Source organism: Mycetocola lacteus (assembly GCF_003667575.1).
GTDB classification, from domain to species: Bacteria; Actinomycetota; Actinomycetes; order Actinomycetales; family Microbacteriaceae; genus Mycetocola; species Mycetocola lacteus.
Genome location: NZ_RCUY01000018.1, coordinates 1 through 14,382, shown reverse-complemented (window position 1 = coordinate 14,382; position 14,382 = coordinate 1). Strand labels below are relative to the sequence as shown.

General features: G+C 63.6%; 13 protein-coding genes. 5 read left to right on the top strand and 8 right to left on the bottom strand.

Going from position 1 to position 14,382, the window contains the following annotated elements; all coding sequences use genetic code 11:
• The first annotated feature begins 34 nt into the window (after positions 1 to 34).
• Positions 35 to 3,133, top strand: coding sequence for a DUF5979 domain-containing protein (locus D9V34_RS17365; protein ID WP_121689726.1), 3,099 nt, complete (start codon positions 35 to 37; stop codon positions 3,131 to 3,133).
• A gap of 198 nt (positions 3,134 to 3,331) precedes the next feature.
• On the opposite strand, the gene D9V34_RS17360 is transcribed toward D9V34_RS17365, so the two are convergent.
• The 8 genes from D9V34_RS17360 to D9V34_RS17315 form a co-directional block, all read right to left on the bottom strand.
• Positions 3,332 to 3,805, bottom strand: a complete 474-nt coding sequence (locus tag D9V34_RS17360; RefSeq protein WP_121689725.1) for a hypothetical protein — start codon at positions 3,803 to 3,805, stop codon at positions 3,332 to 3,334.
• A gap of 457 nt (positions 3,806 to 4,262) precedes the next feature.
• Positions 4,263 to 4,802 carry a hypothetical protein gene (locus tag D9V34_RS17350; protein WP_121689723.1) on the bottom strand — a complete coding sequence of 180 codons (540 nt, stop codon included), beginning with the start codon at positions 4,800 to 4,802 and terminating at the stop codon, positions 4,263 to 4,265.
• A 290-nt stretch (positions 4,803 to 5,092) separates the two neighbouring features.
• Positions 5,093 to 8,566: a MobF family relaxase gene (gene mobF, locus D9V34_RS17345; protein WP_121689722.1), complete on the bottom strand. Its 3,474-nt coding sequence runs from the start codon at positions 8,564 to 8,566 to the stop codon at positions 5,093 to 5,095.
• Between the two features lie 146 nt (positions 8,567 to 8,712).
• Positions 8,713 to 9,306: a hypothetical protein gene (locus D9V34_RS17340; RefSeq protein WP_121689721.1), complete on the bottom strand. Its 594-nt coding sequence runs from the start codon at positions 9,304 to 9,306 to the stop codon at positions 8,713 to 8,715.
• Entirely contained in the window at positions 9,303 to 9,596 is a 294-nt protein-coding gene (locus tag D9V34_RS17335; RefSeq protein ID WP_121689720.1) for a ribbon-helix-helix domain-containing protein, read from the bottom strand. The genes D9V34_RS17340 and D9V34_RS17335 overlap by 4 nt, the downstream gene beginning before the upstream one ends.
• A gap of 337 nt (positions 9,597 to 9,933) precedes the next feature.
• Positions 9,934 to 10,245 carry a hypothetical protein gene (locus tag D9V34_RS17325; protein WP_121689719.1) on the bottom strand — a complete coding sequence of 104 codons (312 nt, stop codon included), beginning with the start codon at positions 10,243 to 10,245 and terminating at the stop codon, positions 9,934 to 9,936.
• On the bottom strand, positions 10,242 to 10,553 hold the full coding sequence (locus tag D9V34_RS17320; protein ID WP_147441723.1) for a hypothetical protein: 312 nt from the start codon (positions 10,551 to 10,553) through the stop codon (positions 10,242 to 10,244). The genes D9V34_RS17325 and D9V34_RS17320 overlap by 4 nt, the downstream gene beginning before the upstream one ends.
• A gap of 572 nt (positions 10,554 to 11,125) precedes the next feature.
• Positions 11,126 to 12,112, bottom strand: a complete 987-nt coding sequence (locus D9V34_RS17315) for a hypothetical protein (RefSeq protein ID WP_121689717.1) — start codon at positions 12,110 to 12,112, stop codon at positions 11,126 to 11,128.
• Between the two features lie 205 nt (positions 12,113 to 12,317).
• Between D9V34_RS17315 and D9V34_RS17310 the strand changes: the two genes are divergently transcribed.
• The 4 genes from D9V34_RS17310 (at position 12,318) to D9V34_RS17295 (ending at position 14,200) form a co-directional block, all read left to right on the top strand.
• Complete coding sequence (locus tag D9V34_RS17310) at positions 12,318 to 12,902, top strand: ParA family protein (RefSeq protein WP_105803972.1); 585 nt, start codon at positions 12,318 to 12,320, stop codon at positions 12,900 to 12,902.
• On the top strand, positions 12,899 to 13,135 hold the full coding sequence (locus D9V34_RS17305; protein WP_121689716.1) for a hypothetical protein: 237 nt from the start codon (positions 12,899 to 12,901) through the stop codon (positions 13,133 to 13,135). The genes D9V34_RS17310 and D9V34_RS17305 overlap by 4 nt, the downstream gene beginning before the upstream one ends.
• A gap of 90 nt (positions 13,136 to 13,225) precedes the next feature.
• Positions 13,226 to 13,585 carry a hypothetical protein gene (locus D9V34_RS17300; RefSeq protein ID WP_121689715.1) on the top strand — a complete coding sequence of 120 codons (360 nt, stop codon included), beginning with the start codon at positions 13,226 to 13,228 and terminating at the stop codon, positions 13,583 to 13,585.
• A 21-nt stretch (positions 13,586 to 13,606) separates the two neighbouring features.
• A complete protein-coding gene (locus D9V34_RS17295; RefSeq protein ID WP_121689714.1) occupies positions 13,607 to 14,200 on the top strand; it encodes a hypothetical protein in 594 nt (197 codons plus the stop codon).
• The last annotated feature ends 182 nt before the right edge of the window (positions 14,201 to 14,382 follow it).

The following is a 14,382-nucleotide window of genomic DNA, read 5'->3' as shown; positions in this document are numbered from 1 at the left end:
GGGGGGGGCGCTCCTAGCAGTTCTGCTGCTTGCGGTGACGACGTTGTTTGCGTTTGCACCGAGTTCGCCTGCTTCTGCCGCTGACGGTAGTCAGGTACAGATCGACAATATTGCGATCCAGTATGACGGCGATGAGGGAGTCATCGAGGATTGGTCCTATCAGAGGATCGACGTCGATTGGAGCATTCCGGGTGAGGCAGAAGCCCCGGTTACGCTGACCATTGACCTCCCTGATGGGTTCTACGGCAACCCCGAGACGTTCCCCGTCAACGGGCCTGACGGCCCCGCGGGTGAGTGCGTTGTCACGCGAACGCAGGTGACCTGCACGATTGATGATGCGTTCATCGAGGCTAACCCTCACGGGGTGGCAGGCGATTTCTTCTTCGAGGCGCGCACTGAAAACGATAACCGTGAAGACACCAACCAGACCATTGATATTGGTGGGTTCGAGAACGAGGTAGTCGTCACCCCGAGTAGCAACTGGTGCACCGAGGATTGCGAGTTCGGTGAGTTCTGGGATGGCAAGTGGGGTTCATACGACACTGCCACGGATGAGATCGTCTTCACCGTGCAGGTGAAGGGCGGCAACACCGGTATCGCTGCCGGCAACACAGTCACCGTCACCGACCTGCTCGACGAAGACTCGTACGAACTCGTTACTGATGGCGAGTACCCGCGTGTGCGCGAGGCCGGGCTGTTGCAGTACGACCGATGGGGCAACGAGGTCGTCGGTGGTTGGCAGACCTACCCCACGAGCGATGTCACCTGGAGCAACGGCGATCTGACCGCCACTTTTGAATCCCGCGAGGGACGCGGTGCAGACTGGAATAACCACGATGAGATCGCACCGCCCGCGCAAGGAAGTCAGCGCGGCACCGACGGTAGCTTCTACCAGGTGCAGTGGAAGGTGAAAGCGCTCACCGGTGGCGACCTACAGGACAACGGCGACCGTGTCTTCCGCAACGCAGCCGAGTGGGATATCAACGGTGAAGAATCTGGTGACGTCAACGGCAGCGCCACGCGCTACAACCGTGGCGGCAATGTCGTAGGCACGAACTACGGCAAGTTCCAGGTCACTAAAGAGCTGACCGGCGATACCACCCTGAACCCAGCGTTCACGGTGAACTACACCGTCACCGAGCCGGGCCAAGACCCAGCCGAGAAATCGTTCACAGTGCACTCGGGCGAGACCTTCACGAGCCAGGAGTTCTTCCGAGGCTCCGTGGTGGAACTGACCGAGGTGAAGCCGACCGACCCGGCAAACGTGACCTGGGCCGACCCGGTGTTCCTCGACGCTGACGGCAACCCGGCTGACACGCTCACATTCACAGCGGACGGCAACGGAAAACTGGGTGCGGTCACTGAGATTCGCCTGGTGAATGAGGCGACCTTGCAGAAGGGTGACTTCTCCGCACAGAAGAGCGTAGTGAACGAGGACGGTGTGCCACTGGCCGACGACCTCACCTTCGCACTGGACTACAGCTACCCGGCAGACGCCGAGAAGGGCTTCGCCGCTGGCTCGGGCACGCTGATACTGCCGATCAACGGCGATGCCGTCACAAGCGGCGAGCTGCCCGTTGGTGCGGTGGTCACACTGGTCGAACCGAATCTGCCGAACGTGCCTGGCGCGAGCTGGGGCGATCCGGTGATCGAGCCCTCAACGCTCACCATCGGCGAGAGCGCCGACCCGGTGACTGTTGCGGTGACGAATACCATCACGCAGGACGTGGGCGGCTTCGCAGTCACGAAGGCGATCACCGGCAACGGTGAAGAACTCGTGCCCGAGGACGCCGTGTTCACGGTGACCTACGAGTACGACGCGATCAACGGATTCCCCGCGGGGTCCGGGCAGATCGAGTTCACCGCAGGCGAGACGGCCACTGTCGAGGGTCTGCCTGCCGGTGCGACCGTCACCCTGACCGAGCTGGCCGTGGAAGATCCCACCGGTGGCACTTGGGGCGATCCGGAGTTCAGCGAGAACTCCTTCACCATCGTGAAAGACACTGTGGTGAGCATCGACCTCGATAACCCGATCTCGTGGAACAACGGCGACTTCTCCATCCTCAAGGCCCTCACCGGTGACGGTGCCGACCTCGTGGGCGAAGATGCACTGTTCACTGTGGACTACAGCTACACGCTCCCCGAGGGGCTGGGCGCTGACCCCGCGACGGGCACGGGCACCCTGACCGTTGCCAACAACGGCGAGGCCGTCGTCAGCGATCCGCTGCCCTACGGCACCGAGGTGACGCTTTCCGAGGCGACGCCCACGCCGGTGGCCGGTGGCACCTGGCTCGGCTACGAGTTCGACAACCCCACCTTCACCATCGGTGACAAGACCACCTTCGAGGTCGTGCTGACCAACGAGATCGAACGCGATCTCGGCGGCTTCGCGGTCACCAAGGCCGTCGAAGGTACGGGCGCTGACCTGATCGGGTCGGATGTGGAATTCACCGTGAACTACTCCTACCCCGCAGGTGACTGGTACGAAGCGGGCGAAGGATCGCTCACGGTCACCAAGGGCGGCACCGCCTCCGTTGACGGTCTGCCCGCTGGCGCGGTGGTGACGCTTGAGGAAGTCCTTCCGGCTGACCCCGAGAACGGTACCTGGGTATCGGCGTCCTTCCCCAACGGCAATGTCGTTGAGATTGGGAAGAACGAGGTCGCTGAGGTGGCTCTGGTGAACGAGGTTGCGCTTGGGGAGGGCGGCTTCAGCATCCAGAAGCTCATCGACGGCAGCGGCAAGAACCTTGTGGCTAATGGCGCAGTGTTTGTCGTGCACTACGAGTACAAGGCCGGAGTCGGTTTCGAGGCGGGCGAAGGCACCCTCGAAGTGGCTGCAGACGGCACCCCGGTGACCGTTGACGGCCTGCCCGCTGGTGCAGAGGTTCAGTTGACTGAGCAGACTCCTGCCGGTGTTGACGGCGCGACCTGGACGGGTCACGAGTTCAGCGCCGATACGGTCACGATCGGCAAGTCCGAAGTAGTGGAAGTCGCACTGACGAACACCATCGAGAAGGACACGGTGCTCGCCAGCACCGGCAGCAGTGGACTCGGCGTGATGATTGGGGCGGCAATCGTCCTGCTTCTCGCCGGCGCTACCGCAGTATTTATCGCGCGTCGACGCCTTAGCTAACGGGCTGCTCCCCCAAGCACCCATCTGCTAAACATCACTGCCCCGGGTAGTGGAGATGCTAAATACTGCGCGAGGGGCACCAACCTTTCCCCGAGGTTGGTGCCCCTCTTCTTTTCCAGCCCACCGCACGCTTCGAGCCGGATCTGCGGACGAGATTACCTCGAAATGATCATCAATGCGGCATAGGGGTTGGTTGGCCTAGCGTCCGAGGCTCGGGCCTCGGTGCGGGTCGATCTGGTGGTGAGTCGGATGGTAAGGGCCATCCTGCCGTAGTCGTTCGGCTCGCTCTTGCGCGAGCTGTTTTTCGCGTACTGCTTGCTCGGCCGCGGCCTGGTGCTTCGCCTGCACCCGGCCAGCGGCCTGATCGGTGGGGAGCTGGCGCAGCTCGACAACCTCGGCGCGGGCGGTAGTGGCACGGTCGCGCCACTGTTCCGCGTTCCTCGCTGCGCGGCGCTCCCCGCTCTCGGCCGTGATGAACTGTGCGGCGGGATCGTTGCGGAAAACGCGAAGCGCAAGGCCTTGCGCTTCGAGCGGGTGTCGTTTGTGAGCGGTGTTTAGCTCGATCTTCGCAGCGGTCGAGGCCTTGCCCGCGTCGCGCGCCTGGGGGTCTTGGCCGGCGCTGCGTGCTTCCTGTTGCGCTTGTGTCGCGCGCTCGCGCAGCGCCGCGATCACTGAGATACCGTGGTAGAGGAACCGTTTTCTTATACCCCGCGAATCAGGGGGAGAGGATCGTACGTGGGAGGGAGGTTGTTTTGGTACGTCAACGCCTGATCAGGATCGGTACGTGGGTGGTCGTGGCGCTGGCATTTATCGCTTGGGCGATATCGCTGGCGATCCAAGCGCCGTGGACGCCGTGGTTCACGATCATTCTGTGGTCTGTGATCGGCATTGGCTTGGTAGTGCGGGTCGCGAGAGGATCTAGGAGGAAGCAACAGCCGCTCGATGCGTTCCACGACATGAATCAGATCTATCTCGGACGCACCCAGACTCCCCACTTTGATGGAACTTCACCGGAGAGTGCGGAGATTGGGCACCCCTTTTCCGGCGATGAACCTCCCTCCCGCCAAGAAGATGACGCTGGGCGGTGAGGAGCCTCCCCACCGCCCAGCGTCATAACGCAGTTGGCTGATTACTGGAACATGCCGGCTGCGCCTGTGGGCACCGAGTAGGACAACGCCTTGACGACCTTCGTTGAGGCGACTTCGCCCCAACTAACAACGCCGCCGCCGCTGCTTCCACCGCCGCTGCAGCCGAGGCCGGCGAAGTATTCATCCCAGGCGGTGCCACCGCCCGGCAGGTGCCGAGCCTGGTAGCCGCGTCCCTGCAGACAAGCCGAGCCCAGGGAATTGAAATCCACCGTCCAGTCGTAGCCCGCGGTGGCGGACGGCGAGACGCCGATGACCGAGCATCCCGGACTCGAGGTGTACCAGGTTCCGGTACCCGGAGCCACCCAGCCAGTCCAGCAGCTTGCGAGGGCAGACTTGTCGGTGGTGGACACCATCGACAGCTCACTGACCTGGCCGTCGGCGCTGACGACCGAGAGGTCATCTACCGCCACCGGGCCGTTGTCGTCGATCACCACGGCCGGAGCCGTCGGCTCGAAGTCGGGCATCACGGCGATGTTGGTTTCTTCCCCGTTGATGTAGACCTTGTCTGCGGTCGGCTTCACGGGGTGTATACGATGTCGCTGTCAGCCTGGCCCGGCTCTGGCGGTGCAGAGCCTTCGGTTGCATACGCAGGACTACCCAGCGCAAGCATCATGGCGGACAGTGCGGCCGTCGCACCGATCCCGATGCGAGTCTTCCAAGAAGTCTTCACGACAATCACTCCTCGTCATTGAGTTTCAAATCAGGCGAGGCCTCTTCAATAGCGCTACTTCCAACGTATGCAGCCAAAACAGAAATTGCCACTTGTGTTTTATCCTTATCTCTGATCTCTGCGCGCGCTCGACTGCTCTAGCTAGAGTCCGAGGCTTGGGCCTCGGTGCGGGCCTGGTTGGTGGTGATGCTGTGGCCGGTAGGGGTCGTGCTGCCGGAGCTGTTCGGCGCGTTCGCGCGCGAGCTGCTGGGCGCGTGCGGCTTGCTCGGCCGCGGCCTGGTGCTTCGTCTGTACCCGGTTCACGGCCTGGGCAGTGGAGAGCTGGCCCAGCTCGACCGCTTCGGCCCGTGCGTCGGCCGCGCGGCCGCGCCACTGTTCCGCGTACTTTGCTGCACGGCGCTCCCCGCTCTCGGCGGTGACGAACTGCGCGCCGGGGTCGTCACGGAATACCTGGCGGGCAAGCCCTCGCGCTTCGAACGGCTGCCGTTCGCGGGTGGTGCGTAGCTCGATCTTCGCGGCGGCCGCGGCTTTGCTCGTCTCGCGCACCTGGGGGTCTTGACCGGCGCGCTGCTGGCTGACGCGCGCGACCCAGCTCTCGACCTCATGGCCGCCCCACGGCGCGCTGCCCCATTCCTGTTCGACGCGGCCACGGGCGTTCTCCCACTGCTTGACCGCTGCGGCGCTGTCGCGCTCAGCACGGCGGCGGCTGAACCTGCCAGCACTGCGTGCGTTCTGCTGTGCCTGCGTTGCGTTCTCCCGCAGCGCGGCGACTTCGGCCCCGTCACGCTGGGCTTGCTCGGTGAGCGGTGCGAGGGCTTCGGTATGGGCCTCATACGCGGCGGCTTGTGCGTGCTCTGCTGCCTGTTCGAGCCGTTGCAGTTCGGCGGCCTGCTGCTCGCGCAGCCGGGCGAACTGCCCGGCTGCATCATCCCAGATGGTGGCCTGCCGGTCGGCTTTCTCCGCGTTGCGGGTGAGCTGGTCGACCTCGGCGGCCACGGTCGCATCGTGGCCGGTGACGATGCCGCGCATGTCGCGCTCGGCCTGCTTTTTCGCTTCCGCAAGGCCGCGATCAGCGTTATCGCGTGCGAATGCGTCGACGAACTGCTCGCGGGCGTCGTCGTGGTCGACGGCGACGACGTGCAGCACGTTCGCGGTGCGGCCGCGGGTCATGCCGACGTAGACGCCGGCGGCGTCCATCTCGTCGGAGAGCACCGCGTGCGCGGTATCGGTGGTCATGCCCTGCGCGCCGTGCCCGGTGACAGCGTAGGCGAGCTGCACATGCTCGGCTACGTAGTCGGCGTCGAGGGTGCGGTGATGCCCGGTCTTCGGGTCGGCAACTGTGATTCGACCGTCACTATTGACGTTCTTCACGATCCAGGTTTGCCGGTTGGCGACGCCGAGCTCGCGGTCGTTCTCACGGGTCGCAACCTGCGCGCCTGCGGCGATGGGGTCGCCGTCTCGCCCGTGGGCAACCGTACTGGGGTCGATGGTGCCGGCGTCGACCAGACGCTCGTAGACGGCGTGGTTGATCTGCTGCGCGGCCGCGTTCGTCGACGTGACCGCGATAGTGGAGCGGCCGGCCTGTTGTTCGAGCGCGAGGGTTTCCGAGAGCCGTACTCGTAGCTCGTCTGGGGTGCCGGTCTGGATCAGACCACGCGCTACGAGTTCGTCGAATATCTGGCCGGCGTCCTCACGGTCGCGCATCCTGAGCGAGAGGTCGGCGTAACCCTCGTCGACCTGGCCGTCTGGGGTGCGGAACCGTCGAACGTCGGTGAGATCGAGCGACGCGGTGGCGAGCTGCGCGGCCCGTGCGAGGTATCCGCCGCGGCCGACGGCTGCCAGCTGCGCCGCATCCCCGGAAAGCACGAGCGTACCGAGGCGCATATCGTCGATGTACTGGTGCAGCGCTGCGGCGGTGTCTTGGTCGAGCATCCCGGCCTCATCGACGACGAGCACTGTGCGCTCGTCGAGCCGCCACCCCTCGGGCTGGGTGCGCCACTGTTCGGGGAGCTGCCAACGGCCGGTGTCGTCGACCTCGGCGCCGGCACGGTACAGGAGGGCGTGGACGCTCTCGCCGTCGACGCCGAGCACGTCGCCGGCTTCGATCGCGCCGCGCTTGGTCGGGGAGACAACCACAAGCCTGCGGCCCTGCGCACTGAGGGAGTCGGCGGCCGCTTCGAGCATCGTGGTTTTCCCAGCCCCGGCCGCGCCCTGGATCACGACCAGCTCGTGTGTGCCGGCTATCGCCTTGGCCGCCGCGTGCTGCTCGACCGAGAGGGTGAACCCCTCCCGCTCGACGGTCACGGTGCCGGCCTCACCGGGCACCACCGCGCGAGCGGTGAGTGCGTCGGTGAGCTGCTGGTCGACCGCGCGCACCTGGTCGCTCGTGTAGTGCCTGACGCCCTCGACGTTCACGCCCTGGTCGAGGAACGAGACGCTGCGCTGCATGGCGGTGTCGATCGCCGCCTGCCGTAGCTCGGCCACGCCCTCGGAACTGATGAGCCACGTTTGTGCGAGGCGTCGGTCGACGGCCGCCTGCACGTCGGCCAGCGACCACGCGGAACGCTGCCGGCCGAGGTCGTCGAGCGCCCCGGCACCGATCACAGCCGGGTCAATCTGCGCGGCTTCCTGCCCGTACAACGTGCGGTCGACGTTCTGCGGGGTAACCTCGCCCACCGCACGCGCCAACCCCTCGGGGGTCAGCTCGGCGTCGGGTTTCTTCGTCGGCCGCTCCTGCGCCCAGGCGTGCGTATCCCACGCCTGCCACTGGCGCGGCCCCGGCTCCTGGCCAGGGTGCGCGATCCGCCATTCCAGTTCGAGCGCTTCACGATTCTGCGCGACCTGGTCGCGGCGGGCCGAGTGCTCGTCGACCAGGTGGCTGTATTCGGTGATGCGGCCGCCGCCCTGCGACGGCTCCCACGACAGTCCCTCGGCCGCGAGCACCTGGCGCAGCTCCATATCGGTCGAGAGTGAGAGGTCGGCGGCCGCGTTCACGCGCTCCGCGAGCCGGTAGAGTGTGCGCCCGTCGACTGCACGCCAACGCCCCTCCGCGAATCCCACGGGAAGAATCTGCATGTGCCGGTGGTAGTGCGGGTCACCTGTGCGACTCGTGGTGTGCTGCACGCTTGTGAACTCCATGCGCTCGAACTTCACTTGCCGCTGCTTCCCAATGTCGCCCACGCGGGTCACGGCGTGCTCATTCACGGCCTCGGCCGCAGCTTGGCAGGCGCGACTCATGGCCTGTTCAAGCGCGGCCGCAATCCTCGGGTTCGCGGCCGCCGCGAGGCTCAGCGTCTTATCCACGCTGATAATCGTTTCTTGGTAGAGCGGCGTACCGCCGACTTCCTCGACGCCCTCGGAGTTGATAAACCGGCGCTGCCGGAACGTGCCGCGCACCTCGTCGGTCACGGGGTCGCGGTGTTCCATCCACGCCCGGAACTGCTCGGCCGACAGCTCCCCCATTTCGACGCCGCTGGCACCGATCACGCCGTGCTCGACAGTGCGCTCGGTGCCCTCCCGGTAGTAGTCGTCGAGCCGGTCGGTATCGCGTTCGAGCAGGTAGCTCTCAGCGGTCGCGGCCGAGCCGCGAAACGCCTTGAAACCGCCCTTACTCACTACCCTTGCTCCGTCCGGTACAGTGCCGCGCAGCGGCGCTGTTAGTTTACTAGATTACGTGCTTCACGGATAGTGAGGGAAAGGTGAGTGTGGGGCGTGAGTTGTTGGCGAAGCTGGCAAGGGAGGTGAGGATGCGGACGTGGCTGTTAGGGGTGCAGGTGAGGAGGGTCGGAGGTGAGATCGAGGATGGGATGATCGAGCGCAGCGAGCATGTGCAGTAGCTCTTCGCGCAGCTCCTTAATGGTCGCGCCGGCAGGCGCTACGGGGTCGGTGGTGTAGCTGAATTCTGGCCCGTCTTCGGCGGGGTAGAATTCGCGAATCTCGAACGCTTCACCGTCCAGCTCCGAGGAGTTGGACGTGCGGGAGACGACATAGCGCCAGATACCCGGTGCGTTTGGGGTTGTGCCGGGGGCACCTCTTCGCGACGGGCCGAGATGTTCACCGTCGTAGTCTTCTTCGGTTTCGCCTTGGTCGTCGAGGATGAAGCCCAGCTTGGTAGCAAGCTCGCTGAGTGGGCGTGCTTGTTCGTGCTGTCGTTCACGAACGATGTGCGCGATTTCGTGTTCCTCAGCGCGCTGTTCTGCGATGAGCTGTTCACGCCGTTCGTTGGCTGCTTCTCCGTGAGCGTCGGGGCAGTCAGCCGCGCAACACCCGCACAGCGGCATCCCGCCGAGGGTGAGGTCGGCCGGTTCGGTGCAGGTACAGCGTTCACACCCGCATTTAGCGTCGGCATCACTCATACAGCGGCATGTGCCCATTCTGCGAGAGCTTCGCGGATTGCCTCTGACCGTGTGCGGTGTTCACGCTCGGCGCGGGCCATGACTGCGGCCAGCTCAGACTCGCTCAGACGCACCGTTACCGCTTTCGAGGGTTCGTCGGTGCGCGCTGGGCGACCAGGCGACCGAAATGTTGCACCAGGGAACTTGTCCTCGGCGTTCTTCACGAGGCGGGCGATCACTTCCTCGGTGATTTCCACGCCGTCAATTACGCCGTAGGAACCATTCACGGGCTTGGCGATCTTGTCACTCATTTCAACCTCCTCTGCATCTTGGCTACTACTGACCGGCGGGCGGGCATTGCGTGGATCACGAGATACCTGGCACCGTTCCCAAAGCTCAACGCCCCAAGCTCCCACGGTCGACCTGCGCTGTCGAACGCGAGTCGCATGTACCGCGGGGGTTCGTCGTCGTCGATCATGGTTTCTTCGGTGCCCTCCTTCCACATGCGGATCACTTCGTCAGCGTCCAAACCACGCTTGAGCGCTGATTCGTGTACCTGCACGTACAGCAAACGTCACCACCAATTCTTTTCGTACACAAAACTATCATTTTTTCGTACACAAAACTATCCCCTGTTGCTGACTGTACCTACGAGGTGCGTGCCAGTACCTCAGGCGCGAGGGTGTGGCGTAGTACCGCTTCGAGCTTTGCTGCGATCTCGTCGCGTTCTCCCGTGCCGAGCGCGTCGAGGAGTATGCCGCGGGCGTATGCCGATGTCGGCTGATCTGCCGCCTCGGCGCGTGCGGTCAGCTCTGCGAGCTGTTCGGCGGTGAGGCGCACCGAGAGCACGGCAGGGGTTGCGGCTCCGGCTCGACGCTGGCCGCGAATCTGGCCGGGGCCGCCCTGGTGGCTCTCGGCGTCGTGTGCTGCCCGTTCGATCATTTCGGTGATGCTGCTCATGATTCCTCCTCGGTGTAGCTGGCTTGATCGTAAGTGTTGGATCGGAACGCGGTTGCGCCCCAGAGGTGCCCGGTGACGTCGCGCACGGTGATGATGCTGATGAGAAAACCTGCACTGTCAGACCAGCCGATGCGACGCATGCCCTCTCCCGACTTGGATGTGTAGTCGGGGATGAAGTCGACTGCCATCGGGTCGGCGTAGGCTTCGTTGGCCCACTCCACAGGGATGTTCTTCTCAGCGGCACCCTTGCGCTTGGCACGCAACTCGATGTGTTCTCGTCGGTGCGTCCAATCCGGCAACTCTTCCACGTTTACAAGTCTACTACGATTTGTGTGCGGTGACCAGCTCGGCGCGTTGCCCTCCGCAGGATCGCCTGTGACGCCTTAAAAGGCTTTCACCCTGGAGGAACTACCGGGAACGCACTCGCATCGCTCTCAGGGCTGTTCTTGTGCGTCTCCGTGGGTGTTCTGTTGTGAGCGTGAGCTGCACCTGATGGAGCACCGTCACTCTCATCTGTGGGGAGTTCGAGCGTAACTAATCATTTTGAGGGCAAGGGTTTCGCTTGCGAAACCCGCGGCAGCCCCGAGACGGGCGTAACTCGTCAAGCACCTGTCGATACCTTCTAGCTTCGCGCACGCGCGCGGTCTTGAGTTACGTAACTAAGTAACCCAATAGAGAGAACTAGTAAGAGAAAGAACTAGGGAAGAACGATAGTCCATACGGGAGTAGAGCGAGGCGCAGGTATTTCCCTACTGACCGTCTCACCATTTCCCTACTGACCGTCTCACAGGGGTACTTATCCACAGGCTCGGGAGTGAGACGGTCAGTAGGGAAATGACGGCTTTCGGTTTGTGTGGTGAGCGTCCCGCCATATGTGTTGCTACAGCTCGTCGGCGGGCAGTCTGAGCAGCGGGCTGCGCCGGATGATGAGCACGGTTCCCCCGCCGCGTCGACCGGGCACCCGCTCGATAGTGAAGTTCGTCTCGATGCCGTCGCCGTGAATCCGGCGGGTTGCTGCCGCTTCGTCGAGCGCGACGCGGAACTTCGCCCGGAAGTTATCGAGGCGCTTGTAGCCGTGGGTGAGTTCGTTGTAGAGGTCTGCCCACTCGAAGATGCGCTCGCGGTTGGGGCCGTCCTTGATCGAGAACAGCACTTTCTCAAGCCACGCGGCAACCTGCATCGGGAACGGCCCCGACATGCGCGCGAGCGCGTCGAGGCGTGCCGGCGGGGTCTTCGGATCGAGAGCCAGGTCGATAAGGAGCTGCGAGGGCACGATGTAGGAATCGAGGCCGTCGAGCACGTCGCCCCAGCCGGGCACGTAGAGCTGCACATCACTCGCAAGCGTCGTCGACTGCTGGCGGTAGCGGCGGCCGCCCTCGGCGTTCTCCGGCCCCCACTCGGCCATGTGGAACGTCGCTACAGCGAACCCGGTGACTTGACGGGTGAGTTCCTGGTGCATCCGGCCGCCGCTCGATGTGTAGCCGAGGTCGGCCGCGAGAGCGCGCTGCGTCTCTTCGAGGCCGATCCCGTCGAGTGGGTTACCGCCAGCCTTGACGGTCGAGCGGATCTTCGTGGCAATCGCCGCACCGATCAACAACGCCGGCTTCCCCGAGGGCACGGGAGCCTCGACCCATTCCCCGTGCTTGGTGAGCACTTCGCCTGCGGTGATCTTCCATGACGTGAATGAGTTAGAGGCATCCCACTTTCGAGAGGGTTGCTCGTCCATCGGTGTCAGCGAGAAGTAGCCGTTGCCAAGCACGATGCCGCGGCGCTCGTTCGCTTCGCCGTGCTCAACGGCGGTGGCATGTTCGAGCTGCCGGCGCATCCATCCGGGCATCTCCAAGGGGTTCTCGTTAGGTACGCTCATATGCGCCTCCTGGTCGTATCAGGTGGTGTAACGCGCCGGCGGCTTTTGTCGGTGCGGCGAGCCGTTCCCGGTGCCAACGGGGGCGGCTCGTTCTGTTTATCCTATGGCACACATGGCAGATGTTTACATGTCTACATGTAATCGTGTTGCTGGTATAAATATCAATGCGTTTACAAGCAGACATGTCTACATGTAAACTTGCACCATGAAGATCGCAATAGTGAACCTGAAAGGCGGCACTGGGAAAACCTCGACCGTCATGCACCTGGCGGCCGTGCTCAAGATGGCGGGCGATAGCGTGCTCGTGGTCGATGCTGACCCGCAAGGCGACGCGCTCAACTGGGCGAACACGCTGGAATGGGACGTGACCGCGCACCCGAAACCCACGATCCACAAACAGACGTGGCTCGGTGCCTCGCACGATCACGTCGTAATTGACACCCCGCCCGGCGACCTGAGCGTAACGACATCGGCGCTGCGCGCAGCAGATCTGGTCGTAATCCCGATGCAGCCCACAGGCGGCGACTTCGCGCAGTACGCCGAGACCGTACAGCTCGTCGAGGAAGTGCAGGCGCTCACCGATGCGACGGCCGTTGTGCTGCTCACGCGAGTGGTGAAGCGCACGGTTGCTGCCGCTCAGGTGCGCGAGGCGCTGGAGCCGTTCGGTATCCCGGTACTCGACACCGAAGTACCACAAGCTCAGGCACTCGCAATGGCCTACGGGCAGAAGATCACCGATGCGGGCGTCTATGCTGACGTGCTCGCGGAGTTGAAAGGACTCGTGAAATGAGCGCCAGCAACGTATTCGATAGCGCGCGGAAGAAAACCCCGCCGACGCGGGTGGACGACCTCAAGGCCGGCGGTGCGCTGGCCGAGCCGATGGTGATGCACTCGACCCGCGTGCCCGTGTCGCTGAACAAGGCAATCAAGAAACTCGCCGTCGACGAGCAGGCCACATTGCAGGCGCTCACCATTGAGGCGTTAGAGACACTGCTGAAGCTGCGGGGCAAGAGCGAAAGCTGACATGTAGGCATGTAGGCACGTCAGCTTGTAAGTACGCCTATTTGTCAGCGGTCACCCATACCGTCGACAGCAACGAGAGGAACACCGGCTATGGCTATCAACGAACAAGGGCAGCAGCTCGACGTCGCCCGCGAAGCCGAGGAACTGCTGCGCACGCTCGCGCACTCGACCCGCGATGTGCCGAACCCGCGAGATTCCTACTCGATGCTCGGTGAGTTGGGCGCGATCATCGACCACGTTGCGCAGGTTTGTGAGCAGCTCTCGAGTTGGCACAACCGCGTCGAAGGTGGCACCCACTACGAGGGTGAAGACGGCGGTACCGAGGGCAGCGCCCGGGCAGCGTCCGCTGAGCTGACCACCGCCGCAGGTGCGCTCAGGCTCGCCTCAAACCACGTTGGGCGCGCCCACTCACATAATGCCGTGGTGCGCTGGTACCCCGAGCCTCGGTAACCGGGGATGAGAGGAACAGGAATGTCTCATGAATCGTTTTCGGGTGAGACACCCTATGCGATCTGCGAGCAGTACGCAGCCGGCAAGATCGACCGGGCCCAGCTCGTCGACGAGCTGACGCGCTGGGAATATGCACCGCCGGCTCGAACCAAGGATTACTTTGACGATCTTTTGTTCGATGCGCCTGGCTCGACCGATGATCTAGAGCGGGCTCGGCGGCGTGGACTGATTGACGAGGATACGTTCTACGAGATAGCGGATCGCCTCGAAGCGTTACACGAGGTTGACCCAGAGAAGCGTTGGCCCGAGTTGTTCGAGCCGTTACCCGATGATGCCCGCAGCGAAGCGATTGCAGCATGTTGGCGCGTACAAACCGACGCGGGTTCTCCGCTGTCACACCGCGACGCCCAGCACATTATTTCCCTCATCGTTGACGACCCCGAACGCTTCGCGATGCTTTACGGCCCATACGTACCGGTCGACGAGGCGGACTATGCGAAGGGCGGCAAGCAGCCCGTGAAGCCAGGTACAACCGTGTTGCGCGGTACGGCAGCGGTGGCCGAAGTCCGCCGCCTCCTGGCGGAGACTGACAACGCGGCACAAGGCCCTGCCTAAATTATTCGACCTGTGATATGCGCGTCATGGTATCATTCTGGGTGTTTTCTGTGCATTTTGCTCTGCACGCGATGCGTAGGGGAGCGCAGAGCAGGGGAACTCATCATTTGTCGATAGAACTGAGTAGAAAGCAGCAGGAGTCAATGAACGCAGGAGTGCTCAAGAAATTCCGGAGGGGGGGG